Origin of the sequence: Ensifer adhaerens, from assembly GCF_001270265.1 — a bacterium.
GTDB lineage: Bacteria > Pseudomonadota > Alphaproteobacteria > Rhizobiales > Rhizobiaceae > Ensifer > Ensifer adhaerens_B.
Genome location: NZ_LGAP01000019.1, coordinates 92,743 through 118,258, shown reverse-complemented (window position 1 = coordinate 118,258; position 25,516 = coordinate 92,743). Strand labels below are relative to the sequence as shown.

The window sequence follows — 25,516 nt, the reverse complement described above, 5'->3', positions numbered from 1 at the left end:
GGTCGGGCCGACCCAGTTTTTTCTTCGCTTCTTATTTTAAGAGACTCCTATGCGCTTCCGCAATGCCTTCCTCCTGTGCAGCCTGGCGGCGACACTCGCCATGGCCGGCTGCTCGACAACCTCGACCAAGTCCGAGACGGCAAACGGTGAGCCCGCTCCCGTTGAGCAAAAGATCGCGTCGAATCAGATTTTCTCGGGCGATTATGGCGCAGTTGAGGATCACGGCTACGCGCTGCCCGCCATTCCGATCAACAGGGTCGAAAACCGCTTCCATCGCCAGATCGTCGACTATTCGACTAGCGAACGCCCCGGCACAATCGTCGTCAATACGCCGAATCGCTTCCTCTACTACGTGCTGCCCGGCGGCAAGGCGGTTCGTTACGGCATCGGCGTCGGCAAGGCCGGCTTCGCGTGGGAAGGCGAGGCCTATATCGCCTGGAAGCAGGAATGGCCGATGTGGCACCCGCCGAAGGAAATGGCTGAGCGCAAGCCGGAAGTGGCCAAATATGTCGAGGAAGGCATGGGCCCGGGCCTGAAGAACCCGCTCGGTGCGCGCGCACTCTATCTCTTCAACGACCAGGGCAAGGACACGCTGTTCCGCCTGCATGGCACCCCGGAGTGGTCGTCGATCGGCACGGCCGCTTCGTCGGGCTGCATCCGCCTGATGAACCAGGACATCATCGATCTCTATTCGCGCGTTCGTCCGGGCAAGAACGCACGCGTGGTCGTTCAGCAGTAAGCGAAGCACACCGGTGTTGGCGAGCCGCCGACCCAGTCGGCGGCTTTTTTCATGGACTATGCAACCCCAATTTGCCGTCATGCCGACGACGCAACGGGGCACGCTCAGCGACGCACAGTTGCCGTGCGAATCCGCGCTCAAATCAGGGTCGCGAGAACCGGTCCGCGCAGCCCGGAAAAGTTCAATTTCGGCTTAAATTCAGTCGCTTATTAAGTAAGCGTTATCTAAACAAGAGAAACAGTGTGCCCAGAAATTCCGCTCGGGAGGAACTGGCATGCTGATCAAGACCAAGCTCATCGGCGCGATTGCGCTGCTTTCATCCATCGCTATCGGCATCGCCATTCACAGCCAGCATAGACTGTCGGAAAGCAGCGATACGATGAGCGCTGTCTACGCCGATCGTATCGTGCCATTGAAGAACCTCAAGGCGACCTCCGACGCTTTTGCAGTGTCGATCGTCGACGCCGCCCACAAAGCGAGCAACGGCAACGAATCGATGGAGGACGGGCTTGCCTCGGTCAATGCGGCGCGGGATGTGATCAAGACCAACTGGGATGCCTATTCGGCGACCTCGATGACCGACGAGGAGCGGCGGCTCGTCGATGATGCCGAACGCCAGATGGTGGCCGCGATGGAATCGATCTCGACGTTGATCGAAATCCTCTCCAGGAAAGACAAGGCAACCCTGAGCACCTTCGTGCGCGAGCAACTCTACGAGTCGATCGACCCGCTGACCGCGACGATCTCGCAGATCTCTGATCTGCAGGTCGAACTGTCGGGCGCAGCCTTCCAAGCCAAGCATCGCGAGTTCGAAACGGTGCAGAAGCTGAACATCGCCATCATCGTTTTCGTCATGGCGCTCGCCGCCGGCACCTTCTTCGTTGTGCTGCGCGGCGTCGTCGGACCACTCGGCCGCCAGATCGCCGCCATGCGCAGGCTGATCGCCGGGCACATCGAAGACACCGACGAACCGGTGACCGGCAAGGACGAAATCGCGGAGATGGCTCGCGCCATCCAGTCGTTCCGGGAGGCGGCCCGATCCAACCTTCGCCTGCAGGCCGAGGCCGAGGAGAGCCGCCGCAATGGCGAAGCGGAACGCACGAGGATGCAGGCGGAGGCCGAACACGCCGCGCAGCGGAGGTTGATCCAGGCGACCTCAGGCCTTGCGACGGGCTTGCAGCGGCTGGCAGACGGTGATCTTGCCGTGCGGCTGCAGGAACCCTTCTCCGCAGAATTCGAGCAATTGCGTCACGACCTCAACAAGGCTGCGGCACAGCTCAACGATGCCATGCTCGCGGTCGCCGACAGCGCCGGCAATATCGGCATGGGCACGCGAGAAATCAGCCAGAGCGCCGATGACCTGTCGAAACGCACGGAGCAGCAGGCGGCATCCCTAGAGGAAACGGCCGCCGCCCTCGACCAGATCACCGCCAATGTCAGCAACTCCTCGCGCCGGACGGAGGAAGCGCGCGACGTGGCGGGCGAAGCTAAGACCAGCGCGACCCAGTCGGCCGTCGTCGTGGCGAATGCCGTCGAGGCGATGCGGCGGATCGAAGAGTCGTCCAGCCAGATTTCGAGCATCATCGGCGTGATCGACGAAATCGCCTTCCAGACCAACCTTTTGGCGCTGAACGCCGGGGTCGAGGCAGCGCGGGCGGGCGAAGCCGGCAAGGGCTTTGCGGTCGTGGCGCAGGAAGTGCGTGAACTGGCGCAGCGCTCGGCAAAAGCCGCCAAGGAGATCAAGGAGTTGATTCGCAGCTCGACCTCCGAAGTCGAGAGCGGGGTGCGGCTGGTGCGCGACACCGGTGAGGCGCTGAAAACCATCGAGGCGCACGTCATCACGATCAATGAGCATATGGCTGCCATCGCCACCTCGGCCCGGGAACAGTCCGTGGGCTTGGCCGAGGTCAATACTGCCGTCAATCAGATGGATCAGGTGACCCAGCGCAACGCCGCCATGGTCGAGGAGGCGAATGCCGCGTCGGCGACCCTCGCCCAGGAAGGCACCAACCTTCGGGCCCTGATCGACCGGTTTCAACTGTCGGGAGAGAGCAGCGCCGCCCGTCAGACGGAAGGGCGACGGACCGTCCCGCGTCCCGTCACCACCGCTCAGCACGTGGATGTGAGATCCAGGGCCTCCTCTGCGCGACCCGTCATGCCTGCGGTGCACGGCAACACCGCATTGTCGACCGAGGGCTGGGCCGAGTTCTGACCCAGCCTCGATGAACCCAGCTGGCGGCCCGATCAGGCTGCCAGTTTGGCTTTCAGCTCGCGACGACGGCGATGCAGGACCGGCTCGGTGTAGCCGTTCGGCTGCTCGCGGCCCTTGAGCACCAGCTCGAGTGCCGCCTGGAAGGCAATGGAGCCGTCGAAATTGCCGGCCATCGCGACATACTGCGGATCGTCGGCGTTCTGACCGTCGACGACGGCGGCCATGCGCTTCATCGTCTCGACCACTTGGCGCTCGGTGACGACACCGTGGTGCAGCCAGTTGGCCATGTGCTGCGCGGAAATCCGCAGGGTGGCGCGATCCTCCATCAGGCCGATGTTGTTGATATCGGGCACCTTGGAGCAGCCGACGCCCTGGTCGACCCAGCGCACGACGTAGCCGAGAATGCCCTGGGCATTGTTGTCGAGCTCGCGCTGAATTTCTTCTGCCGTCCAGTTCGGACGGGTTGCGACCGGAACCGACAGAATATCGCTGAGCTTGGCCCGGCCCCGGCTCTTCAGGCCTGCCTGAACATCGGCGACATTGACCCGGTGATAGTGGGTGGCGTGCAGGGTCGCAGCGGTCGGCGACGGCACCCAGGCGGTGTTGGCGCCGGCCTTCGGATGCGCGATCTTCTGCTCCAGCATCGCCGCCATCAGGTCGGGCATGGCCCACATGCCCTTGCCGATCTGCGCGTGGCCGGAAAGCCCGCATTCGAGACCGATGTCGACATTCCAGTTTTCGTAAGCCGCGATCCAGGCAGCCTGTTTCATGTCGCCCTTGCGGATCATCGGGCCCGCTTCCATCGAGGTATGGATCTCGTCGCCGGTGCGATCGAGGAAGCCGGTGTTGATGAAGACGACGCGTTCGCGCGCGGCGCGGATGCACTCCTTGAGGTTGACCGTCGTGCGGCGTTCCTCGTCCATGATGCCCATCTTCATGGTGTTCTCAGGCATGCCGAGCGCCGCCTCGACGCGGGAGAAGATCTCGCAGGCGAAGGCCACCTCTTCCGGACCGTGCATCTTCGGCTTGACGACATACATCGAACCCTCGCGGGAGTTCATGCGGCGGCCGCCCTCACCAATGTCATGCAACGCGATCAGCGCGGTTGCCATCGCATCCATGATGCCTTCCGGCACCTCGTTGCCGTCGCGATCAAGGATAGCCGGATTCGTCATCAGGTGCCCGACATTGCGCACGAGCATCAGCGAGCGGCCCGGCAAGGTCAGGGTTCCGCCGCCCGGCGCCGTGTAGACACGGTCGGCGTTGAGACGGCGCGTGAAGGTGCGGCCGCCCTTGGCGACTTCTTCCTCGAGGTCGCCCTTCATCAGCCCGAGCCAGTTCCTGTAGACGACGACCTTGTCTTCAGCGTCGACGGCAGCAATGGAGTCTTCGCAATCCATGATCGTGGTGATCGCAGATTCGAGAATGACGTCGGAAATATGGGCCGGATCATCCTTGCCGATCGGCGTCGTCGCATCGAGAACGACGACGGCATGCAGATTGTTGTGCCGGAGAACGATCTGCGACGGCGCGTCAGCCGAACCCGCATAGCCGGCAAACTGCGCGGAATTGCGAAGCGTCGTCTTCGCTCCGCCTGCAAGCGTGACCGAAAGGCTGCCGGAAGCGATCGTCAGCGACGCGACATCCGTCCAGCTGCCGTTTTGCAGCGGTGCGCTCGCGTCGAGGAAGTCGCGCGCCCAGGCAATGACCTTGGCGCCGCGCTTGGCGTTATAGCCGCGTCCCTTTTCCGCACCGTCTTCGTCGGAAATGGCGTCGGTGCCGTAGAGCGCGTCGTAGAGCGAGCCCCAGCGTGCGTTGGCAGCATTGAGGGCATAGCGGGCGTTCATGACGGGAACAACGAGCTGCGGACCGGCGATCGTTGCGATCTCCGGATCGACATTGCCTGTCGAAACGGAAAACTCGGGGCCCTCGGGCAGGAGGTAACCGATCTCCTTCAGAAAGCCCTGATAGGCTTCGAGGTCGCTCGGCGCACCATTTTCGCGATACCAGGCGTCGATCCTGGCCTGCAGATCGTCGCGCTTGGCGAGCAAGGCGCGGTTCTTCGGCGCAAGGTCATGAACGATCTCCGAAAGCGCGGCAAAAAACCGCTCGGCATCGACGCCCGTGCCCGGCATCGCCTCGTCGACCAGAAAGCCATGCAGACCAGCATCGATCTTCAATCCGTACTTCTCAATGCGGTCCATCGTCTAACTCCTTAAAATAGGCCACTCGCGCGCGTGAAAGGCCGGCAGTTTCTCACCAATTCATTCCCTGTCAATTCAGCAAGGATGCGAAGAATTGTTTCCAAAATCGAAAAGATCATCCATGGGCGATGCGTGGCCTGCCGCTCGCGGACGCGATGAAGCGTGCCTCGACCAGCTTGCGGCTTCCCTCGACCTCGGGGGCGTCGATCTCTTCCCGCAGCATCGAGGCCGGCTCGTCGGCACCGTTGGTGCGAGCAGTTTCAAGCGCCATCGTTTCGGCACGACGCCGCGCCGCTGAAAACGCCTGCTCCTGATCGAGGAAACGCTCGCTCACCCCCGCCCCGTTGACAATGAAGATGCCCTCTTCCGGCGTGGTGACGAACACGGTGACGGATGCCCGCACCTGGCCGACGACCGCACCCACCGCATTCGCCACGTCGGCCTCATCAGGAATGGCAGGCTCTGTGCCGAGCATGGCGGCGATGGCGGGATAATAGACCGGAGCCGAGGCCCCCAAACCGACGAGTGGGCGATCGAGGCCGATCGAAAACCGCACGATGCCCGGCGCGCGCGTGAGCGCACGGTCGACCGCCTGCGAGACCGCCGGGTCGATGGCCCCCGCCCCGTCTTCGCCGAGACAGGCCTGCAGGATGACTTCGGACGATTGGCGCGTGACGCGGTCGACGATCATCTCGGCCATTTTCTCGGGAGATGAGGCAATCGGCTGGCCTGAGCCGTCGCGGGTGCGCGCCGCAAGTTCGATGCCAAGACGCGCAGCCTCGGCGCTCCATTGCGACTGTCGGCCGAGCACATGCATCGCATCGGAGGGCGTCAGTCCGCAGATATGCACCAGACCGCGCGCCACCAGCCGGTCCAGCGTTGCCCGCTGCGGGGTGGATGTCAGCAGGTTTTCCAGCGAGATCGGCACGGCGCCGATGCGTTCATAAAGCGCCTGCTCCTGTGGTTGCAGACCGCTTGCCAGGTGATCGGGCAGGCCGGTGCGTACGGCCAGCCGACCGTTGTGGCGACCGACATGCTGCGCCCGCAGCTGCTTTTCGAGCACGGACAACACCGCATCGCCATGCAATGCAGCCGCAAGGCTGAGCGGCATCAGCCGCCGCGGTCCAAGATCGATCTTCGCTTTCAGCCCGCGATCATTGATGCGAACCTCAGAATCGCCGCCGAGACCGTAGGTCCGCATCGCCACCGCCTCGACCATGGTGCGGAAGCCGCCGACAACAGCGCCTTCGGCGTCGAGCCGCGGACGACCGCGGTCGAGCACCGCGACATCGGTCGTCGTGCCGCCGATATCCGAGACGACGGCATTGTCGAGGCCGGTCAGGTGCCGCGCGCCGACAAGGCTGGCGGCGGGTCCGGAGAGGATCGTCTCGATCGGCCGGAGCTTCGCCTCCTCGGCCGAGATCAGGGCGCCGTCGCCGCGCACCACCATGACCGGCGCATCGATGCCGCGCGACTTCAGAAACCCTTCGCAGGAACCGATCAGCCGATCGATCATCGAGACCAGCCGGGCGTTCAGCAATGTCGTCAGCGCCCGGCGCGGACCGCCCAGCTTGGACGAAAGCTCGTGGCTGCAGGTGACCGGCAGATGCGAGACTTCGCGGATGCGGTCGCGGACGCGCTGCTCGTGGGCGGGATTGCGCACGGCGAAATAGCCAGCGATCGCGAAGGAGGACACCTGATCGGCCAGAACCGGCAGGGCCTCATCCAGCGCGGTCATGTCGAGCGGTGTCTCGCCGCCGTGAACGTTGTGACCACCGGGCAGGAAGATCACCGGATCGGAGCCGAGCGCGTCCTGCAGCCCGTCACGTTTGAGATCCTCGGGCCCGAAGCCGATCATCACCAGGCCGGCACGTCCGCCCTGACCCTCGACAAGGGCGTTGGTGGCAAGCGTGGTCGACAACGACACAAGGCTGATGGCGGAGGCCGGAACATCTGCCTTCTGCAACACCTGCTCGACGGCACCAGAGATGCCGACGGCAAGATCATGACGCGTCGTCAGCGCTTTTGCCTTGGCAACCACACCCGTTGCTTCGCTGAAGAGAACGGCGTCGGTGTAGGTTCCACCGGTATCGATGCCGAGAAGAAAATGGGACGTCAATTCAAACCAGTCCAGTGTTTCGGCCGGGGCAGCCCCGGGTTCTATGGGGATCGATCCGGTGATATGACATATTGGAAGAGAAGGCCATCGTGTCCAGGACATTCGCGGTCAGCAGAGCGACATGATGCGAACGGGGGTGCGGCATGACATTTTCCAGAGGTTCAGCAGTCGCAGGCATTCTCGCCGCAGCATTGCTCTTTGCCCAGCCGGGCGGCGCACAGGACGCCGAGGAGGAGGAATACAAGCCGCAACTGCCCGACGTCTCGATCTATAAGGCCATGCTCGACGCCAACAAGCAGACCGGGTGGATCCAGTTTCGCAACTACGACGACCGGCAGCTGATCTATTTTACCGCATTGCAGACGATGCATTGCCGGCTATCGGAAATCCGCTACTCGATCAATTCGGACGCTCTCGACAAGCGCTTCCCGCTGGCCAAGTGCAATCCGCAGATCCCCTTCAACCTGCCCGCCGACGAAACAGCCGAGTATGTCTACATCTCGCTGCCCGCGAACGAAGCCAAGACGCTGACGATCCAGGCGGTCTGGGACGACGGCGCCGGCAGCGAGATCGTCGTCTACAAGCCCTGCGACAATGTCGGGGACGCGACCTGTGCCGCAATCAAGACGATCAAGAAGCCATCGAAGCAATTGCCGCAGCCGATGCCGGCCGACTCACCGGTGCGTGGCGTACAATCGCCCATTCCCGGCAAGACCTTCAGCGAGCCGAAACCCTCATCGGCAAGCCGCCCCGCGGTTGAGTAGTCAGCCTCTGCACCGGCCATGGATGCGTCTCGTCGGTGACGTCGAAACGGAACCGGTGCATCAGGACGGCCAGCGCGATGACGGCCTCCTGCAGCGCGAAGGTCGCGCCGATGCAGATGCGCGGCCCGGCGCCGAAAGGCAGATACTGAAAGCGGTGCAGCTTCTCGCGGTTTTCCGGCAGGAAACGCTCGGGCATGAAAGCACGTGGGCGGTCCCAGTAGAGAATGTGCCGATGCAACGTCCATGGCATCACCAGCACCGCAATCCCCTTGGGTATCCTCACACGCTCGCCGGTCGGCGACGTCCATTCGTCCTCCTCGATGGCGGCGCGATTGATCGACGGTGCCGGCGGGTAGAGCCGCCTCGCCTCCCCGAAGGCGGCCCACACATGCGGCCTCAGGGTCAGCCCTTCGACCCGGTCGGCACCGCCCTTCAGCACCTCCTCGATCTCCGTCTCCATGGTCTCGCGGAAAGCTGGCGTGTTGGCGACGCAATAGAGCGTCCAGGCAAGCGCCCGGGCGGTGGTCTCATGCCCCGCGCCGATGAAGGTGAGGATATTGTCCTCGATCTCGGCGGTCGAAAGACCGTTTGCGCCCTCCGTCTGCAGCAGCAGGGTGAGGAAATCGTTGGGCGTGCCGGCGGGGTCCGTCGCCATGCGCCGGCGTCTCAGCGCCATCGTTTCCGAAACGATCGTGCGGAACCGGTTCATGACCTTCTTGCCGCCGATACGGGTCAGGCGCGGTAGCCATTCCGGTGCCAGCAGAATGTCCATCGGGTCGACGCGCCCCATGCGGTGGAGAAGTTCTTCGACACTCTGGACGAAGCCCTCCCTTTCGACCGCGACCTCGCCGGAAAACAACGTTTCCGCCAATATATCGAAGGTCAGTTCGGTCATGTCGCTGGCGATATTGGTGGTGAACGGCTTCACGCTCGCTTGCGCGTAACGCTCGACGAACTCTTCCGATCGGCGCAGCATCTGCCCGGCAAATCCTTTGGCGTGGCGGGGGGTGAACACCGGCGCAATGGCCTTGCGCGATCGTTTCCAGATCTCGCCTTCGGCAGTCAGCAGGCCATCGCGCAGGATCGGGCGCAGGATCAGTCGCCGGACCTTTGACATCTCATAGTTGCTGACGTTTTCGACGAGAATGTAGCGGATCAGGCCGGGATCGTTGACGATCAGGGTGCGCTGCGTGATGAACCTGGTCTCGATCCACGGCAGCGTGTAGGACGGTTCGCCCCAGAGTTCGAGCGGATTGCGCAGGACGGTCCTGATGATCTTCAGGTAGGACGGCACGCCGACCCGAGGAATGGGAGCCGGCGGTTCGAAGGGCTCCGGACGCATGTCCATGGTGATTGCCTTTCTCGATTACGCCAGGATTTCAGGTTTTTACGGCGCAATCAAGGAAAGTGCTTCACGTGAATCACAACAGGCTTTCGAGCTCCGCCAGCTTGTCGTTCACCAGCCAGCCGTAATAGTTTTCCTCCGGCCACTGGGTCTCGCCGCCCTGGTTCCTGGCGGCAAGGGCTGCCGCGCGGCCATCGGGATTGCCGATATTGTAGAGCGTGGCGGTGATGCCGGGATTGCCTGAAATGTCGACGCCGGCGATGGACTTGTAGACGTCGATCGAATGGCGGATCGATGCGGCCATGTAGGCGAGCGACACGTCCGGATCCATGATCGCCTCATAGACGCCGGCAGCATTGTTCTCGTCGAGCCGCTCATAGCCCGACGTCTTCGATACGATGTCGGTCAACATCAGCGCGGTCAGCGGATTGATCTGGCCGAGGCCGAAGGTCTGGCCGGCAAAGAAAGGCTGGAAGAAGACCGCACTGAAACGGTTGTCCGGGAAGGATTTGCCGCCGACGGACTTGCCGCGGAATTCGCTGTCCCAAACCCGCTCGCGGCAGTTCCAAAGCGAATAGGAGCTCTTCTTTCCCGTGCAGTCGGCAAACTGCGGACGGGCGACGAAATCAGCCACCGTCTCGCCGTCATAGCCGAACTGGAAACTGTTGCCGGCATAGGCCGCGGCCTTGACGTAGTAGGACTGCAGCCGGTCGTAGGCATCGACATTGTAGGTGTGTTCGCCGACGATGGCGCCGATCATATGGATCGGCGCGATGCCATAGGCGCGTGACGTCGACTTGATCTTGCTGATCAGCTGTCGGTCGTTGGCCAGCAGGTCCCGCACCTTCTCGAATTTGGCGTCAAAGGATGTGCGGCCGGCCTTGGTGCGGCGAACGGATGCGCCCGGGATGCCGGGTTGTTCGACACTCCGGTTGCCCGGTGGAACAACGTTGGCCGCCATCGTCTGGCCTGCGGTCAGGCAAAACGTGGCGATAGCGAGCATGCAGGCGGTAAAACGCACGATCTCTTCTTCCTATGAACGGTGGAGATTGCCACATCCGGCGGCGCGGCTCCTACGACAAGATCATGTCGGAAAGATGCCTCCGCCCACAATCGATTGCGGTTTCCGTGTTAGAAAAAATGAAGGCGCCTGTCGAGAGACAGGCGCCTTGCATCTTCACAGTTGCCGACACGCAAAGTATTGCCGCGACCCCTGGTCGTTACATCCTGTAACGCCGGCGTTACAGGATGTAACGCGACAGGTCGGTGTTGGCGGCGAGATCGCCGACATGCTTGCGGACATATTCGGCATCGATCGTCACGCCCTGGCCGGCCCGATCCGGCGCGTTGAACGAGATTTCGTCCAGCACGCGCTCCATCACCGTCTGCAGGCGCCGGGCGCCGATGTTCTCGACGCTCGAGTTGAGCTGGACTGCCACGTCGGCGAGCGCATCGATGGCGTCGTCGGTAAAATCGAGCTTCACCTCTTCCGTCTCAAGCAGCGCCTTGTACTGGCGGATGAGGCTCGCCTCGGTCTCCGTCAGGATGCGGCGGAAGTCTTCCTTCGTCAGCGCGCGCAGCTCGACGCGGATCGGCAGGCGGCCCTGCAGCTCGGGCAAAAGGTCGGAAGGCTTCGACACATGGAACGCGCCCGAAGCGATGAAGAGAATGTGGTCGGTCTTCACCGGCCCGTATTTGGTCGCCACTGTCGTACCTTCGACCAGCGGCAACAGATCCCGCTGCACGCCTTCGCGCGATACGCCGGCGCCCATGCCGCCTTCGCGCGACGCGATCTTGTCGATCTCGTCGAGGAAGACGATGCCGTCGTCCTCGACCGCCCGCATCGCCTCGCGCTGGATCTGCTCATTGTCGAGCAGCTTGTCGGACTCGTCGTTGACAAGCACCTCGTAGGAAGCCTTGACCGTCGTCTTGACCTTCTTGGTGCGTGCGCCAAGCGCCTTGCCGAACATTTCCGACAGGTTCAGGACGCCGATATTGGCGCCCGGCATGCCCGGGATTTCGAAGCCGCCCGGCGTACCTGTCTCAGCGATATCGACCTCGATCTCCTTGTCGTCCAGCTCGTTGGCGCGCAGCTTCTTGCGGAAGGAATCGCGCGTCGCCGGTGAGGCCGTGGCGCCGACCAGCGCGTCGAGCACGCGCTCTTCGGCATTCTGATGGGCATTTGCCTTGACCTCCGCCCGGCGCTTCTCGCGCACGAGACCGATGCCGACCTCGACGAGATCGCGGATGATCTGTTCGACGTCGCGGCCGACATAGCCGACTTCGGTGAACTTGGTCGCCTCGACCTTGACGAAGGGCGCACCGGCAAGTTTCGCCAGGCGGCGGGAGATTTCCGTCTTGCCGACACCGGTCGGCCCGATCATCAGGATGTTCTTCGGCATGACCTCGTCGCGCAGCTCGTCGCCGAGCTGCTGGCGCCGCCAGCGATTGCGCAACGCAATCGCGACCGCGCGCTTGGCGTCGTTCTGGCCGATGATGAAACGGTCGAGTTCCGACACGATTTCTCTGGGTGAAAAAGTACTCATGAATTCCTCTCAAACTCGGTCCGCGTCAGCTCCATCAGGAGTGTGCGGCCGGATGCATCTATCCATTCGCCAAAGGGCACGAAGCCCGCTTTCGCATAGGCCCTGACGGCCCTTCTGTTACCCGCATCGGGGTCGATCACGATCCGTGATGCGCCGGCGGCAAAAAGCATTTGCGCGAAGGCTCGCAAAGCCAGCGACGCCACGCCTTTTCCGGTCATCTCCGGCGGGCCGATGAAGATATCGACGCCGGGGACATCGGCCGGCAGCTCCTTCGCCCACGGCTCTTCATCATATTCGGACGGTGTCCAGGACTGGATGTAGCCTGCCGGCACGCCGGCGACGTGGAAGATGAAGCCATCCACCTCGCCCGTGGCGCAGCCGTCGCGGATCAGCTCGACTTCCTTGTCCGGATCACCCCACCATTGCCGCACATGCGGCTCGCTCAGCCAGGCATGCAGCATCGGCAGGTGGTTATCGGCCACCCGTTCGAAGCTGACATGACCCTGGTCAGTTGGCATCCAGCGTCTCCACCACGACATTGTGGTTGGTATAGACGCAGATGTCGCCTGCGATTTCGAGTGCCCGGCGGGCGATGTCCTCGGCTGACTTGTCGCTGTCCATCAGAGCGCGGGCCGCGGCAAAGGCGTAATTGCCGCCCGAGCCGATGGCGATCGTTCCATGTTCCGGCTCCAGCACGTCGCCGTTGCCGGTAATCGCCAGCGTGATCGACTTGTCGGCGACCAGCATCATGGCTTCCAGATTGCGGAGATACTTGTTGGTGCGCCAATCCTTGGCGAGCTCCACCGCCGCGCGCATCAGCTGATCCGGGTACTGCTCGAGCTTGGCTTCGAGCCGCTCCAGAAGCGTGAAGGCGTCGGCCGTCGCCCCCGCAAAGCCGGCGATAACGTCACCCTTGGAGAGGCGGCGCACCTTGCGGGCATTGCTCTTCATGACCGTCTGGCCAAGGCTGACCTGGCCGTCGCCGGCCATGACCACCTTGCCGTCCTTGCGCACCGTGATGATGGTAGTCGCATGCATCGTTCCGTAGGGATTGTGTTCACTCATTAAAGATACCTGTCGGCCCCAGAACCAGGGGCGTTGGGGGGCTCGAACGAGCCTGGTTACTTGAAGCCTATGTAAGTGCGGCTTACGCGATTGCAAATGCCGACCAGCCACGCCGTTCACCGTAAATCGGGCGCCTCCCCGAATCGTTCGAATCTCGGCCGCGGTTCTGGATATTTTCCGCCTCCCCTGATAAGGAGCGGCTCCAGCGCATACAGGAGAGCCTGATGGCAGAAGCCACGTCCAGCCGCACCGGCCAAGTTTCGCGAAAGACCAATGAAACTGCCGTGTCCGTATCCGTCAACATCGATGGAACCGGAACGTCGAAGATTGCGACCGGAGTCGGCTTCTTCGACCACATGCTGGACCAGCTCTCCCGACATTCGCTGATCGACATGGAGATCAAGACCGACGGCGACCTCTACGTCGACGATCACCACACCGTCGAAGACACCGGCATTGCCATCGGCCAGGCCATCGCCAAGGCGCTTGGCGACCGGCGCGGCATTACCCGCTACGCCTCGCTCGATCTTGCCATGGATGAGACGATGACCCGTGCGGCGGTGGATGTGTCCGGACGGCCGTTCCTCGTCTGGAACGTGACCTTCACGTCGCCGAAGATCGGCACGTTCGACACCGAATTGGTGCGCGAATTCTTCCAGGCGCTCGCCCAGAATGCCGGGATCACGCTGCATATCCAGAACATCTACGGCGCCAACAACCATCATATCGCCGAGACCTGCTTCAAGTCCGTCGCCCGCGTGCTTCGCACGGCAACCGAAATCGATCCGCGCCAGGCCGGCCGCGTTCCCTCGACCAAGGGCACGCTTGCCTGAGCGGTCATTATCTGGCTGATGACCATGGCCTCTTACATGATCCTGACCCCGCCGGGCGCCCGCGCCGACGATGACCGGGCACGTTTCGTCGCCGACGGCTTCTCCTGGGGCGCCTTCCTGTTTCCGGCGCTCTGGCTTTTTGCCAAGCGCATGTGGCTCTTCGGAATCGCAGTTGCTGTTCTGCAAATTCTGTTAATCTCTCTGTCGGCGATTGCCGGCGGCCTGCTGGCAGCGCTTCTGTTGCATCTGGCGCTCGGACTATTGGTTTCGCTGGAAGGCCCTATCTTCATCGCCCGCCGGCTGATCGCCCGCGACTGGACGCTGCGTTCCATCGTGCCGGCACGCGACCTCGAGACAGCCGAGGAAATCTACTTCGCAAACGTGCCCTCAGTCGACCGAAAGTCAGCGGAGCGGCCATCTGTCGACTGGCCAAGACAGGCGCCGGCAAAAGCCGGCGCGGGACTTGGGCTTTTTGAATCCTACGGAGAACGCTGATGCGCGTCGCCATTATCGACTACGGATCGGGCAATCTGCGCTCGGCAACGAAGGCCTTCGAAAGGGCGGCACGGGAAGTCGGCATCGCCGCTGAAATCGACCTGACCGACAAGCCCGAACGGGTGGCCACTGCCGACCGCATCGTGCTGCCGGGCGTCGGCGCCTATGCCGATTGTCGTCGCGGCCTTGCTGCCGTCGACGGCATGGAGCAGGCACTGACCGAGGTTGTCGAGCAGGCAGGCCGACCGTTTCTCGGCATCTGCGTCGGCATGCAACTGATGTCGTCGCGCGGCCTCGAGAAGACCACGACGCATGGATTCGGCTGGATCCCCGGCGACGTCGTCGAAATGAAGCCTGCGGATACGTCGCTGAAAATCCCGCAGATCGGCTGGAACACGCTGCGACTGGCACGCGCGCATCCGTTGTTTGACGGCATCCACACGGGTGACGACGGCCTGCACGCCTATTTCGTGCACTCCTACCATCTGGCAGCGGAAAATGCCGGCGATGTCGTCGCGGAGGCGGACTACGGCGGCGCCGTCACGGCCTTCGTCGCCAACGGCAACAAGGCCGGCTCGCAGTTCCACCCGGAAAAGAGCCAGGCACTCGGCCTTGCCCTCATCTCGAATTTCCTGCGTTGGAAGCCCTGAAGGCTTCGGCGATCTCTGATCGGATAGTTACATGATCCTTTTTCCCGCTATCGACCTGAAAGACGGGCAATGCGTGCGCCTGAAGCTCGGCGACATGGAGCAGGCGACGGTCTACAACCCGGAACCCGGCGCCCAGGCGCGTGCCTTCGAGGAGCAGGGCTTCGAGTGGCTGCATGTGGTCGACCTCAACGGTGCCTTTGCCGGCGAGACCGTCAACGGCGCTGCCGTCGATGCCATCCTCAAGTCGACCAAGAACCCGGTCCAGCTCGGTGGCGGCATTCGCACGCTTGAGCATATCGAGAACTGGCTGTCGCGCGGACTTGCCCGCGTCATCCTCGGCACTGTCGCTGTGCGCGATCCGGCGCTGGTGATCGAAGCCTGCCGTACGTTTCCGGGCAAGGTCGCCGTCGGCATCGACGCCAAGGGCGGCAAGGTCGCCGTCGAGGGCTGGGCCGAGGCGTCGGAGCTCAGGGTGATCGAGCTTGCGAAGAAATTCGAGGGCGCCGGGGTTTCGGCGATCATCTATACCGACATCGATCGCGACGGTATTCTCACGGGGATCAATTGGGATTCGACGCTGGAGCTTGCCGATGCCGTTTCGATCCCGGTGATCGCTTCGGGCGGCCTCGCCTCGATGGACGATATCCGGCGAATGATCGCCCCGGATGCGGCAAAGCTCGAAGGCGCCATCTCCGGCCGTGCGCTCTATGATGGCCGCATCGACCCGCAGGAAGCACTGGCGCTGATCCGCGCTACGAGAAAGGCATGAGCCGATGACCCTCAAAGCCCGCGTCATCCCCTGCCTCGACGTCAAGGACGGTCGGGTCGTCAAAGGGGTCAACTTCGTCGATCTGATCGATGCCGGTGATCCGGTCGAGGCCGCCCGCGCCTATGATGCGGCCGGAGCGGACGAACTCTGCTTCCTCGACATCACTGCCTCGTCCGACAACCGCGAAACCATCTTCGATGTGGTGGCCCGCACGGCGGAACAATGCTTCATGCCGCTGACCGTCGGCGGTGGCGTGCGCCAGGTGGCGGATATCCGCAAGTTGCTTTTGGCAGGCGCCGACAAGGTTTCGATCAACACGGCGGCGGTGACGAACCCGGAGTTCGTCGCCGAAGCCGCCGACAAATTCGGCAACCAGTGCATTGTCGTGGCGATCGATGCCAAGAAAGTCTCGAAGGAAGGCGAAGAGAACCGCTGGGAGATCTTCACCCATGGCGGTCGACAGACGACGGGCATCGACGCCGTCGAATTTGCCCGGCGCGTCGTCGATCTCGGCGCCGGCGAAATCCTTTTGACCTCGATGGATCGTGACGGAACGAAGAGCGGCTACGATATCGCGCTGACCCGGGCGGTTGCCGATGCCGTGCGCGCGCCCGTCATCGCCTCGGGTGGCGTCGGCACACTCGACCACATGGTCGCCGGCATCCGCGACGGCCATGCCACGGCGGTTCTGGCCGCGTCGATCTTCCACTTCGGCACCTATAGTATTGGCGAAACCAAGCGCTATATGGCCGAACATGGCATCGCCATGCGTCTCGATTGAGTTTCAGGGTTTCGTTGATGAGTGATTTTTCCCTTTCCGACCTCGAGACCATCGTCGCCGCGCGCGCCAAGGCGTCGCCGGACGAATCCTGGACGGCGAAACTGGTCGCAAACGGCCAGCAGAAAGCGGCCAAGAAACTGGGTGAGGAAGCGGTCGAAACCGTGATCGCGGCGATCCGGAACGACCGCCAGAATCTCGTCGATGAGAGCGCCGATCTGCTCTATCATCTCATGGTCGTATTGAAAATTGCAGACATTCCGTTGCAGGATGTGCTCGACGAACTTGCACGGCGGACAAGCCAATCCGGTCTGCAGGAAAAGGCTAATCGGCAGGATCCATGACCCTAGCTGCGCAAGACATCGAAGCGGCCGATCTCCCGGACAATCTCCAGAAGCGGGATTATTCGCCCTATCATCTGTTTTCTGCCGAAGAGTGGTCCCGCTTTCGCGCGGACACGCCCCTGACGCTGACGGCAGACGAAGTGCAGCGGCTGCGCTCGCTGAACGACCCGGTGGACCTCGGCGAAGTCAGACAGATCTACCTGTCGCTGTCGCGGCTTCTTTCCGCACATGTGGAATCGTCCCAGCTTCTGTTCGAGCAGCGCAAGCGCTTTCTCAGCATGTCCGGCGAGACGAAGACGCCCTTCGTTATCGGCATTGCCGGGTCGGTCGCCGTCGGCAAGTCAACCGCCGCCCGTATCCTTGCGCAGCTTTTGTCGCGCTGGCCGTCGAGCCCGAAGGTCGATCTCGTCACGACGGACGGCTTCCTCTATCCGAACGCGGTCCTGCAGCGCGAAAACATGATGGATCGCAAGGGCTTCCCGGAGAGCTACGACCTTGGCGCGCTGCTGCGGTTCCTGTCGGCGATCAAGGCCGGCCAGCCGAACGTCAAGGCGCCGAGCTATTCGCACATGACCTATGACGTGCTGCCGGATCAGTTCACGGTCATCGACCGGCCTGACATTCTGATCTTCGAAGGCATCAACGTCCTGCAATCGCGCAACCTGCCCGCCGACGGCAAGATCGTGCCGATGGTCTCGGACTTCTTCGACTTCTCGATCTATATCGATGCCGAGGAGAGCCTGATCCACAGCTGGTACGTCAGCCGCTTCATGCGCCTCAGGGAAACCGCGTTCAAGAATCCGGAATCCTACTTCCACCGCTACGCGACCATCAGCGAGGATGCGGCGCGGGCGATCGCCGAAGGGCTGTGGCACAACATCAACCTGAAGAACCTGCACCAGAACATTCTGCCGACGCGGCCGCGCGCCGACCTGATCCTGCAGAAAGGTCCCAACCACCTCACCGAGAAGGTGGCGCTGCGCAAGCTTTGAGCGCTCTTCGCAACTCGCTCATGCTGCGGGTTTAGGGCAGTTACGTCAGGCGCTTCACCGAGGGCGTCTTTCCGTCGCCGTTCAGGGGTTCACCCGGCGCAGTGTCAGATTGAGCCGCCCGCCGTTCTTCAAAAGAGTCGACGTATTCGGATAGATCCGGTCGACGCCGTGGAAGGCCAGGCGCCCCTCGCCGCCGAGCACGACGATATCGCCGCTTTCGAGCCTGAAGGATACGGTCTGGCTGCCGCGCTCTCTGCCGCCCACACGAAACAAACAGCTGTCCCCAAGAGAAATAGAAACAACCGCCGTTTCGAGATCGCGCTCGTCCCTGTCCTGGTGCAGGCCCATGCGCGCCTCTTCGGAATAGAAGTTCACCAGGCAGGCTTCTGGCTGCTTGTCGCTGGCCGACACCGCATTCCAGATATCAAGGAGAACCTCCGGCATCGGCGGCCACGGCCTGCCCGTTGCGGGATGCTGCGGCTGATAGCGATAGCCTTTCTCGCGGTCGGTCACCCAGCCGAGCGGTCCGCAATTGGTCATGCGCACCGACATCGGCTTGCCGGTCTTGGGCATTTCCGGCACGAACAGCGGCGCTTCGGCAACCACGCCGCGGATCGCTTCCACGATCTGCTCCTGACGGGCCCGGTCCAGAAAGCCGGGGATGTGTTTTATCCCTTTCGGGAGAACCTGCATGAGGTTGCCCTCACTCCTCAAACCCGAGCAGCTTTGCCGGGACGCCGTAGCGCTCAGACCATCCGGCATAGGCGACGTCTGTCGGGCCAACGACATGATCGACGAGATTCCATCGACCGCCCTGGAAGCTGACGAGCGCGAACACCGTCAACCCATCCATCATGTCGGCTTCATCGCGAAAGCCCGTTTGCGCCAGATCGATGGCGCCACCACCGGGACGCTGCGGTTCGACCTGTACGAAGGCCCAATTCGGCGTGGCCCGCATGGTGGAGACGACGAATTCGACCGAACCGCGCATCTCTGCCTCGACGGCAGGCCGCAAGGCATCGAGGATCGCCGCACGCTCCGAACTGCCCTTAGCCGGCTCACGCAGCGTTTGCGCGGTGCCGGCGGAAGCAAGTCCAAGACTTGCCACCACCAGAACGACGCTCGAAAATGCACGCATCGACAAGACTGTCACGCGGCATCCAGATCCGGGATGCGCAGAACCTGGCCGGGATAGATCTTGTCGGGATGGGTCAGCATCGGCTTGTTGGCCTCGAAGATGACCGTGTGCTTGGCGCCCTTGCCCTTGCCGTACTGCGCCTCGGCGATCTTCCAGAGGTTGTCGCCCTTCTTGACGGTATAGAAGACGGGGGCCTTGGCGGGCGCGGGTGCTGCACCGGCATCCGCCACCTTCAGCTCCGACGCTTCGACAGCGGAAACGCCAAGCGTGTTGCCGACGGCGACGACGGCCTTTTCGAACGCCGTCTGATCCTTGACGACACCCTTCAGCACCACCTTGTCATTGACGACTTCGACCTGGACGTCCTTGGTGCCGAGATCGTGCGAAGCGAGTTCCTTCTGGACGCTTTCGGTATCAGGCGCATCGTCGTCGCCGCCAATGCCCAACTTCTTGCCGGCGTTCTTGATAAAACTGAAAAGGCCCATGGATCCCTCCTTCTGCAAAAGTCGCTTTGGCATAAGAGAGGGCGCATGGCGGCAAAAGACAAGAGAAGGACGAAAAGATTTCGCAACCGCAGATCAGTCGCCGGTCGGGCGTCCGCGCAACTTCTTGGTCTCGCCGCGACCGGTTTTTTCCTTCAGCCGACGCTCGACCGAACCGCGTGTCGGCTTGGTCTTCTTGCGCGGCGGTGGCGGCGGTTCGGCAGCCTTGAGGATCAGTTCCTTGAGCCTTTCGCGTGCATCCTCGCGGTTGCGCTCCTGGCTGCGAAAGCGGCTCGCCTCGATCATCAGCACGCCGTCTTTCGATGCCCGCCGTCCGGCAAGCTTCAGGGTATTGGCCTTGATGCGATCAGTCAGTGCGGGCGACGCCTGGACGTTGAAGAACAGTTGAACTGCCGTCGACACCTTGTTGACGTTCTGTCCGCCCGGGCCGCCGGCCAGCACGAATTGCTCGCTGAGTTCCCACCCGGCGATAACGATCTGCTCGTTGATGTATAAAGGGTCGCTGGCCATGATCGCTCCTTGAGCGTTCTATCGCACAGCGCGAACCGCTTGAAAACAATCAACGACAAAAAGCAAAACCCGGCCATCAAGACCGGGTTTCACGTGAATCATAGCCAGCGATGTTTACTCGGCGGCGATCTTCGTGCCGGGAGCTGCATCACGAACGCTGCCATCGACATGCTCTTCGAATTTGGCGAAGTTGGCGATGAACATGTCGACGAGGCGGCGTGCCTGGGCGTCATAGGCATTGCCGTCCGCCCAGGTCGAGCGCGGATCGAGAATACCGTCATCGACGCCGGGTACCGAGACGGGCACTGCGAAGCCGAAGTTGGCGTCGGTGCGCAGTTCGGCTGCATTCAGCGATCCGTCAAGTGCGGCGGCGAGCAGAGCGCGGGTCCCCTTGATCGGCATGCGGCTGCCGGCGCCATAGGCACCGCCGGTCCAGCCGGTATTGACCAGCCAGCAGGTGACGCCGTTCTTGGCGATCAGGTCCTTCAACAGGTTGCCGTATTCCGACGGATGGCGCGGCATGAACGGTGCGCCGAAGCAGGTCGAGAAGGTTGCTTCCGGCTCGGTGACACCCTTCTCGGTGCCGGCAACCTTGGCGGTGTAGCCGGACAGGAAGTGGTACATCGCCTGTTCCGGCGTCAGCTTGGCGATCGGCGGCATCACACCGAAGGCATCGGCGGTCAGCATGATGATCGTGCGCGGCTGCGGCGCGGTACCGGTTTCGCTGGCATTCGGAATGAAATCCAGCGGGTAGGCGCAGCGGGTGTTCTCGGTCAGCGAGCCGTCGTCGAAATCGGGAACCCGGCGTTCGTCGAGAACGACATTCTCCATGACCGTGCCGAAGCGGCGGGTCGTCGCGAAGATTTCCGGCTCGGCGGCTTCCGAAAGACGGATGGCCTTGGCATAGCAGCCGCCTTCGAAGTTGAAGACGCCCTGATCTCCCCAGCCGTGCTCATCATCGCCGATCAGCGTGCGGGTCGGGTCGGCCGAGAGCGTCGTCTTGCCGGTGCCCGACAGGCCGAAGAAGATGGCGGTATCGCCTTCCGGGCCGACATTGGCCGAGCAGTGCATCGGCATGACGCCCTTCTTCGGCAGCAGGTAGTTCAGAACGGTGAACACCGACTTCTTCATTTCGCCGGCATAGGACGTGCCGCCGATGAGGATGAGGCCGTTGGCGAGATCGCAGGCAATAACCGTTTCCGTACGGCAGCCGTGGCGCTCGGGATCGGCCTTGAAGCTCGGCAGGTCGATGATCGTCAGCTTCGGCAGGAAGGAAGCCAGCGCCCCACGCTCCGGACGGATCAACAGGTTGCGAATGAACAGCGAGTGCCAGGCAAATTCGGTGACGACACGGGTCGGCAGAGCATTGTCCTTGTCGGCGCCGCCGACGAGGTCCTGGACATAGAGCGACATGCCCTTGGCATGATCAAGCATATCCTGGCGCAGCACGGCGAAATGCTCCGGCGACAGCGGCTTGTTGTTGTCCCACCAGATCTGATCGTCGGTGGACGCATCGCGGACGACAAACTTGTCCTTCGGAGAGCGGCCGGTGTGCTGGCCGGTGCGCGCAACGATCGCACCATGCGCCGTCAGCTGAGCCTCGCCACGGCGGATGGCTTCCTCATAAAGTTCTGCGGCTTCAAAGTTGTACCGAACCACTTCCAGGTCGGTAAAGCCGAGTTTTTCCAAGCCGTTCGCTGCATTGCGAGTGCCGAGTTGCTCCATGGTCAAGCTTCCTTCGTGTTTGGCCATTGGCGTTGAATTTGGCCGGAACATACTTGCATGCTCGCTCAAAAACAAGGCGACGTCAAAAAAAGAATAATGATTTCAGTATATTAATCGATTTAAAGAAAATTATCGTTTTTTTAATCGGTTGAATCCGAGTTCCCTGCGCCATATCTGCCTCTGAGCGACGGAGTGTACGCTCGAGCGCTTTTTGGGCTTCGCCACAATTTGTTCCACCTTTATACTCAAGTAACGCACCCGTGACTCGCGGTTGCCGCGGATTCGCAGACGAAACCGGCGATCGGCCTCAAATGACGGAGTTGAACACGATGCAGACCATCGCGCTTGTCGATGATGACCGGAATATCCTGACGTCCGTATCCATCGCCCTTGAAGCTGAAGGCTATAAGGTCGAGACCTATACGGACGGCGCCTCCGCGCTCGAAGGCCTGTTGGCCCGGCCGCCGCAGCTTGCGATCTTCGACATCAAGATGCCGCGCATGGACGGCATGGAGCTGTTGCGGCGCCTGCGTCAGAAGTCGGATCTGCCGGTGATCTTCCTGACGTCGAAGGACGAGGAGATCGACGAGCTCTTCGGGCTGAAGATGGGGGCCGACGATTTCATCACCAAGCCGTTCTCCCAGCGCCTGCTGGTCGAGCGCGTCAAGGCGATCCTGCGCCGGGCGGCCAACCGCGAGGCGGCGGCAGCCGGCGGCACCGCCGGAACACCCAAGACCTCCGACACGCCCTCGCGCTCGCTGGAGCGCGGGCAGCTGATCATGGACCAGGAGCGCCACACCTGCACCTGGAAGAACGAGCCGGTAACCCTGACGGTCACCGAGTTTCTCATTCTTCACTCCCTCGCCCAGCGCCCTGGCGTGGTGAAGAGCCGCGATGCCCTGATGGACGCGGCCTATGACGAGCAGGTCTACGTCGACGATCGCACCATCGACAGCCACATCAAGCGGCTGCGCAAGAAGTTCAAGATGGTCGACAACGACTTCGACATGATCGAGACGCTCTACGGCGTCGGCTACCGCTTTCGCGAGATGGCCTGAGGCGATCGGGGCCTCTACTGCATAATTCCTTAAATCGGATTCGATTTAAGGAGAAAATCATGCAGCAGTTTCAAAGTGCTACAGCGTCCTTTGCGCGTCATATTTGACGCGCGGCGCTGTAGGACTTGCCATCGCGTCGTTTGTGGAGCATTCAGAACCGATGCGATGGCGGGCAGGCTTCGACCCGCCTCTTGGCTTGGCCGGTGGCACCCGATCCACGCGACCGAAGACCAGAAAAATGAACATCGGCGGACCTGCGAAACCCGGCATACGGGTAACGCGTGTTCGCAAACAGAAGATACGGCGGGGGTGATCCGCTGCAGGAGCGGAAAGACTTGGTGGAAGTCTTGCAAGGCGATGTCGATGAACTTGACGGACGGGCATCGGCCCGCAACGGCCAGCGGCGCTGGGCCTATTCCTTCACGCTGATTCGCCGCCTGTTCGGCAACGCCGTCTTTTCGAGCCTGACGCGACGAATCGTCTTCTTCAACCTCGTCGCGCTCGTGGTCCTGGTCGGCGGGATCATGTATCTCAACCAGTTCCGCGAAGGCCTGATCGACGCGCGTGTCGAAAGCCTGCTGACCCAGGGCGAAATCATCGCCGGCGCCATTTCGGCTTCTGCCTCCGTCGACACCAATTCGATCACCATCGATCCTGAAAAATTGCTGGAGCTGCAGGCCGGCCAGAGCATCACGCCGCTGCCGAGCGACGAAGACCTTGATTTTCCGATCATCCAGGAACGGGTTGCCCCGGTCCTCAGGCGGCTGATCTCGCCGACCCGCACCCGCGCCCGCCTGTTCGACGCCGATGCGGATCTGCTGCTCGATTCACGCCACCTCTACAGCGGCGGCCAGGTGCTGCGCTTCGACCTGCCGCCCGTCGATCCCGAAGCCTCCGGTATCGAGGAAAAGTTCGGCAGCTGGATCAACCGCTTGCTGCAGTCGGGCGACCTGCCGCTCTACAAGGAACCGCCGGGCGGCAACGGCTCGATCTATCCGGAAGTAATGAACGCGCTGACCGGGGTGCGCGGTGCGGTGCGCCGCGTGACCGAGAAAGGCGAGCTCATCGTCTCGGTCGCCGTGCCGGTTCAGCGGTCCCGCGCCGTTCTCGGCGTATTGCTCTTGTCCACCCAGGCCGGCGACATCGACAAGATCGTGCATGCCGAGCGCCTCGCCATTATCCGCGTGTTCGGGGTGGCCGCGCTCGTCAACGTCATTCTGTCACTGCTCCTGTCGTCGACGATCGCCAACCCACTGCGGCGCCTCTCGGCCGCCGCCATCCGGGTGCGCCGTGGCGGCGCCAAGGAGCGAGAAGAAATCCCGGACTTCTCGTCGCGTCAGGACGAAATCGGCAATCTGTCGGTCGCGCTGCGCGAGATGACGACCGCACTCTACGACCGGATCGCGGCGATCGAGAATTTTGCCGCCGACGTCAGCCATGAGCTGAAGAATCCGCTGACCTCGCTGCGCAGCGCGGTCGAAACCCTGCCGCTTGCCCGCACCGACGAATCGAAAAAGCGGCTGATGGACGTCATCCAGCACGACGTCCGCCGTCTCGACCGCCTGATCAGCGACATCTCCGACGCCTCGCGCCTCGACGCGGAACTGGCGCGCAGCGATGCCAAGGTGGTCGACCTCGAAAGGCTGCTCGGCGATCTCGTCGATATCTCGCGCCAGATCCGCAGCAAGAAGAAGCCGGTGCTGCTCGATTTCGTCATCGACCGCAAGGACAGCCCCAAGGCGCGTTTCGCCATCAACGGTTACGAACTGCGCATCGGTCAGATCATCACCAACCTGATCGAAAACGCCCGCTCCTTCGTGCCCGAACAGGGCGGCCGCATCGTCGTGCGCCTCACCCGCTCCCGGTCGCGCTGCCTCGTCTATGTCGAGGACAACGGTCCCGGCATCCAGGCGGAAGACATCGACCGGATCTTCGAGCGCTTCTACACGGACAGGCCGGAAGGCGAAGACTTCGGCCAGAACTCCGGCCTCGGCCTGTCGATCTCCCGGCAGATTGCCGAAGCGCATGGCGGTACGCTGAAGGCCGAGAACATCATGGGGCCGGATCGGCAGATCGTCGGCGCCCGCTTCGTCCTGTCCCTGCCCGCCGAGCCGCACGCGTGACGCCGCCCACGCACAACATTCACGGCACGGCAATGGTCCTCGGGACGACCGGCTTCCTGGTAATCGGGCCTTCCGGCATCGGCAAATCGAGGCTCGCGCTCGCCTGCATTTCGGCGGCACGCCAGATGGGGCACTTTGCGGCACTGATCGCCGACGATCGCGTCGACCTTTCCATGGAGCAAGGCCGGATCATCGCCCGTTGCCCCGCATCGATCGAGGGCCTGATCGAGATCCGCGGCGCCGGCATTGCCAAGCTCGAGACCGTACCGGCGGCGGTTATGGATTGGGCAGTCCTGCCCGTCGGCGCGCCATACGACCCGCGCATGCCGCCGGAAAACGAGGAACTTCCCCTACCCTTCGGTGGTGGCCTGCCAATTGTTCGCGTTCCCATTGAAAACGGTGTGCATATGCTTGCTGCTCTGCGTGCACTGCTACCCGAAAAATTAGGATTTTAGCTATAGTTGCAGGCAACGGGGCTGGTTTTTCGGCATTTTTGGCTTGCACTTCGCCTTTTCCTTGCCAAGATGGCCGCCCCAACAGGTGGACGAAATTGCTGCATTGCGATATCTGACCATCAGTGAATTGCGCGTGCAGTCGGAGAAAA

General features: G+C 62.4%; 25 protein-coding genes. 13 read left to right on the top strand and 12 right to left on the bottom strand.

Annotation, left to right across the window (positions count from 1 at the left end):
- Positions 1-49 precede the first annotated feature (49 nt).
- Together AC244_RS23380 and AC244_RS23375 are read left to right on the top strand one after the other, a co-directional pair.
- Complete coding sequence (locus tag AC244_RS23380) at positions 50-739, top strand: L,D-transpeptidase (RefSeq protein ID WP_053251217.1); 690 nt, start codon at positions 50-52, stop codon at positions 737-739.
- A gap of 274 nt (positions 740-1,013) precedes the next feature.
- Complete coding sequence (locus tag AC244_RS23375) at positions 1,014-2,951, top strand: methyl-accepting chemotaxis protein (RefSeq protein WP_053251216.1); 1,938 nt, start codon at positions 1,014-1,016, stop codon at positions 2,949-2,951.
- Between the two features lie 32 nt (positions 2,952-2,983).
- Here AC244_RS23375 and AC244_RS23370 read toward each other — a convergent pair whose 3' ends face one another.
- Together AC244_RS23370 and AC244_RS23365 are read right to left on the bottom strand one after the other, a co-directional pair.
- Complete coding sequence (locus AC244_RS23370) at positions 2,984-5,155, bottom strand: malate synthase G (protein ID WP_053251215.1); 2,172 nt, start codon at positions 5,153-5,155, stop codon at positions 2,984-2,986.
- Between the two features lie 115 nt (positions 5,156-5,270).
- Positions 5,271-7,274, bottom strand: a complete 2,004-nt coding sequence (locus AC244_RS23365) for a hydantoinase/oxoprolinase N-terminal domain-containing protein (protein WP_053251214.1) — start codon at positions 7,272-7,274, stop codon at positions 5,271-5,273.
- 143 nt (positions 7,275-7,417) lie between these two features.
- On the opposite strand from AC244_RS23365, the gene AC244_RS23360 reads away from it, so the two are divergent.
- Positions 7,418-8,038, top strand: coding sequence for a hypothetical protein (locus AC244_RS23360; protein WP_053251213.1), 621 nt, complete (start codon positions 7,418-7,420; stop codon positions 8,036-8,038).
- Here the strand turns inward: AC244_RS23360 and AC244_RS23355 are convergent.
- From AC244_RS23355 to hslV, 5 genes are all read right to left on the bottom strand, one after another.
- Positions 7,992-9,386 (bottom strand): cytochrome P450, encoded by a 1,395-nt coding sequence (locus AC244_RS23355; protein WP_053251212.1) that lies wholly within the window; start codon positions 9,384-9,386, stop codon positions 7,992-7,994. The genes AC244_RS23360 and AC244_RS23355 overlap by 47 nt on opposite strands.
- A 73-nt stretch (positions 9,387-9,459) precedes the next feature.
- The gene (locus tag AC244_RS23350; protein ID WP_152976068.1) at positions 9,460-10,404 is read right to left on the bottom strand and encodes a DUF1402 family protein; all 945 of its coding nucleotides are present in this window, start codon (positions 10,402-10,404) and stop codon (positions 9,460-9,462) included.
- Positions 10,405-10,624: 220 nt separating this feature from the next.
- Positions 10,625-11,929, bottom strand: a complete 1,305-nt coding sequence (hslU, locus tag AC244_RS23345; protein WP_053251210.1) for an ATP-dependent protease ATPase subunit HslU — start codon at positions 11,927-11,929, stop codon at positions 10,625-10,627.
- Entirely contained in the window at positions 11,926-12,447 is a 522-nt protein-coding gene (locus tag AC244_RS23340; protein WP_053251209.1) for a GNAT family N-acetyltransferase, read from the bottom strand. Before AC244_RS23340 ends, hslU begins: the two co-directional genes overlap by 4 nt.
- A complete protein-coding gene (gene hslV / locus AC244_RS23335; protein WP_053251208.1) occupies positions 12,437-12,994 on the bottom strand; it encodes an ATP-dependent protease subunit HslV in 558 nt (185 codons plus the stop codon). The genes AC244_RS23340 and hslV overlap by 11 nt, the downstream gene beginning before the upstream one ends.
- 224 nt (positions 12,995-13,218) lie before the next feature.
- Between hslV and hisB the strand changes: the two genes are divergently transcribed.
- The 7 genes from hisB to coaA are packed head-to-tail and all read left to right on the top strand — an operon-like array spanning position 13,219 to position 17,855.
- Positions 13,219-13,827 (top strand): imidazoleglycerol-phosphate dehydratase HisB, encoded by a 609-nt coding sequence (gene hisB / locus AC244_RS23330; RefSeq protein ID WP_053251207.1) that lies wholly within the window; start codon positions 13,219-13,221, stop codon positions 13,825-13,827.
- A 24-nt stretch (positions 13,828-13,851) separates the two neighbouring features.
- Positions 13,852-14,322, top strand: a complete 471-nt coding sequence (locus AC244_RS23325) for a DUF2628 domain-containing protein (protein WP_053251230.1) — start codon at positions 13,852-13,854, stop codon at positions 14,320-14,322.
- Positions 14,322-14,972 carry an imidazole glycerol phosphate synthase subunit HisH gene (gene hisH / locus AC244_RS23320; RefSeq protein WP_053251206.1) on the top strand — a complete coding sequence of 217 codons (651 nt, stop codon included), beginning with the start codon at positions 14,322-14,324 and terminating at the stop codon, positions 14,970-14,972. The genes AC244_RS23325 and hisH overlap by 1 nt, the downstream gene beginning before the upstream one ends.
- A 31-nt stretch (positions 14,973-15,003) precedes the next feature.
- On the top strand, positions 15,004-15,741 hold the full coding sequence (gene hisA, locus AC244_RS23315) for a 1-(5-phosphoribosyl)-5-[(5-phosphoribosylamino)methylideneamino]imidazole-4-carboxamide isomerase (protein ID WP_053251205.1): 738 nt from the start codon (positions 15,004-15,006) through the stop codon (positions 15,739-15,741).
- 4 nt (positions 15,742-15,745) lie between these two features.
- Positions 15,746-16,522: an imidazole glycerol phosphate synthase subunit HisF gene (hisF, locus tag AC244_RS23310; RefSeq protein WP_053251204.1), complete on the top strand. Its 777-nt coding sequence runs from the start codon at positions 15,746-15,748 to the stop codon at positions 16,520-16,522.
- A gap of 17 nt (positions 16,523-16,539) precedes the next feature.
- Complete coding sequence (locus AC244_RS23305) at positions 16,540-16,863, top strand: phosphoribosyl-ATP diphosphatase (RefSeq protein ID WP_053251203.1); 324 nt, start codon at positions 16,540-16,542, stop codon at positions 16,861-16,863.
- Entirely contained in the window at positions 16,860-17,855 is a 996-nt protein-coding gene (gene coaA, locus AC244_RS23300; protein WP_053251202.1) for a type I pantothenate kinase, read from the top strand. Before AC244_RS23305 ends, coaA begins: the two co-directional genes overlap by 4 nt.
- 81 nt (positions 17,856-17,936) lie before the next feature.
- On the opposite strand, the gene AC244_RS23295 is transcribed toward coaA, so the two are convergent.
- The 5 genes from AC244_RS23295 to AC244_RS23275 form a co-directional block, all read right to left on the bottom strand.
- Positions 17,937-18,548, bottom strand: coding sequence for an alpha-ketoglutarate-dependent dioxygenase AlkB family protein (locus tag AC244_RS23295; protein ID WP_053251201.1), 612 nt, complete (start codon positions 18,546-18,548; stop codon positions 17,937-17,939).
- 10 nt (positions 18,549-18,558) lie between these two features.
- Positions 18,559-19,008, bottom strand: coding sequence for a hypothetical protein (locus AC244_RS23290; protein WP_234717010.1), 450 nt, complete (start codon positions 19,006-19,008; stop codon positions 18,559-18,561).
- A complete protein-coding gene (gene lysM, locus AC244_RS23285) occupies positions 19,005-19,478 on the bottom strand; it encodes a peptidoglycan-binding protein LysM (protein ID WP_053251199.1) in 474 nt (157 codons plus the stop codon). Before lysM ends, AC244_RS23290 begins: the two co-directional genes overlap by 4 nt.
- 93 nt (positions 19,479-19,571) lie before the next feature.
- On the bottom strand, positions 19,572-20,006 hold the full coding sequence (arfB, locus tag AC244_RS23280; RefSeq protein ID WP_053251198.1) for an alternative ribosome rescue aminoacyl-tRNA hydrolase ArfB: 435 nt from the start codon (positions 20,004-20,006) through the stop codon (positions 19,572-19,574).
- A gap of 114 nt (positions 20,007-20,120) precedes the next feature.
- Complete coding sequence (locus tag AC244_RS23275; RefSeq protein WP_053251197.1) at positions 20,121-21,731, bottom strand: phosphoenolpyruvate carboxykinase; 1,611 nt, start codon at positions 21,729-21,731, stop codon at positions 20,121-20,123.
- Between the two features lie 329 nt (positions 21,732-22,060).
- On the opposite strand from AC244_RS23275, the gene chvI reads away from it, so the two are divergent.
- The 3 genes from chvI (at position 22,061) to AC244_RS23260 (ending at position 25,367) form a co-directional block, all read left to right on the top strand.
- Positions 22,061-22,789, top strand: a complete 729-nt coding sequence (gene chvI / locus AC244_RS23270) for a two-component system response regulator ChvI (protein ID WP_152976070.1) — start codon at positions 22,061-22,063, stop codon at positions 22,787-22,789.
- 335 nt (positions 22,790-23,124) lie between these two features.
- Complete coding sequence (locus AC244_RS23265) at positions 23,125-24,912, top strand: sensor histidine kinase (protein WP_053251195.1); 1,788 nt, start codon at positions 23,125-23,127, stop codon at positions 24,910-24,912.
- Complete coding sequence (locus AC244_RS23260; RefSeq protein WP_082367071.1) at positions 24,909-25,367, top strand: HPr kinase/phosphorylase; 459 nt, start codon at positions 24,909-24,911, stop codon at positions 25,365-25,367. Before AC244_RS23265 ends, AC244_RS23260 begins: the two co-directional genes overlap by 4 nt.
- The last annotated feature ends 149 nt before the right edge of the window (positions 25,368-25,516 follow it).

Coding starts and splice junctions, on each gene's coding strand:
- hisB (WP_053251207.1), top strand. CDS start 13,219: ATGGCAGAAGCCACGTCCAGCCGCACCGGCCAAGTTTCGCGAAAGACC.
- AC244_RS23325 (WP_053251230.1), top strand. CDS start 13,852: ATGGCCTCTTACATGATCCTGACCCCGCCGGGCGCCCGCGCCGACGAT.
- AC244_RS23295 (WP_053251201.1), bottom strand. CDS start 18,548: ATGCAGGTTCTCCCGAAAGGGATAAAACACATCCCCGGCTTTCTGGAC.
- AC244_RS23340 (WP_053251209.1), bottom strand. CDS start 12,447: ATGCCAACTGACCAGGGTCATGTCAGCTTCGAACGGGTGGCCGATAAC.
- lysM (WP_053251199.1), bottom strand. CDS start 19,478: ATGGGCCTTTTCAGTTTTATCAAGAACGCCGGCAAGAAGTTGGGCATT.
- AC244_RS23370 (WP_053251215.1), bottom strand. CDS start 5,155: ATGGACCGCATTGAGAAGTACGGATTGAAGATCGATGCTGGTCTGCAT.
- hisA (WP_053251205.1), top strand. CDS start 15,004: ATGATCCTTTTTCCCGCTATCGACCTGAAAGACGGGCAATGCGTGCGC.
- arfB (WP_053251198.1), bottom strand. CDS start 20,006: ATGGCCAGCGACCCTTTATACATCAACGAGCAGATCGTTATCGCCGGG.
- AC244_RS23305 (WP_053251203.1), top strand. CDS start 16,540: ATGAGTGATTTTTCCCTTTCCGACCTCGAGACCATCGTCGCCGCGCGC.
- hisH (WP_053251206.1), top strand. CDS start 14,322: ATGCGCGTCGCCATTATCGACTACGGATCGGGCAATCTGCGCTCGGCA.
- AC244_RS23380 (WP_053251217.1), top strand. CDS start 50: ATGCGCTTCCGCAATGCCTTCCTCCTGTGCAGCCTGGCGGCGACACTC.
- AC244_RS23360 (WP_053251213.1), top strand. CDS start 7,418: ATGACATTTTCCAGAGGTTCAGCAGTCGCAGGCATTCTCGCCGCAGCA.
- hisF (WP_053251204.1), top strand. CDS start 15,746: ATGACCCTCAAAGCCCGCGTCATCCCCTGCCTCGACGTCAAGGACGGT.
- hslU (WP_053251210.1), bottom strand. CDS start 11,929: ATGAGTACTTTTTCACCCAGAGAAATCGTGTCGGAACTCGACCGTTTC.
- AC244_RS23375 (WP_053251216.1), top strand. CDS start 1,014: ATGCTGATCAAGACCAAGCTCATCGGCGCGATTGCGCTGCTTTCATCC.
- hslV (WP_053251208.1), bottom strand. CDS start 12,994: ATGAGTGAACACAATCCCTACGGAACGATGCATGCGACTACCATCATC.
- coaA (WP_053251202.1), top strand. CDS start 16,860: ATGACCCTAGCTGCGCAAGACATCGAAGCGGCCGATCTCCCGGACAAT.
- AC244_RS23355 (WP_053251212.1), bottom strand. CDS start 9,386: ATGGACATGCGTCCGGAGCCCTTCGAACCGCCGGCTCCCATTCCTCGG.
- chvI (WP_152976070.1), top strand. CDS start 22,061: ATGCAGACCATCGCGCTTGTCGATGATGACCGGAATATCCTGACGTCC.
- AC244_RS23275 (WP_053251197.1), bottom strand. CDS start 21,731: ATGGAGCAACTCGGCACTCGCAATGCAGCGAACGGCTTGGAAAAACTC.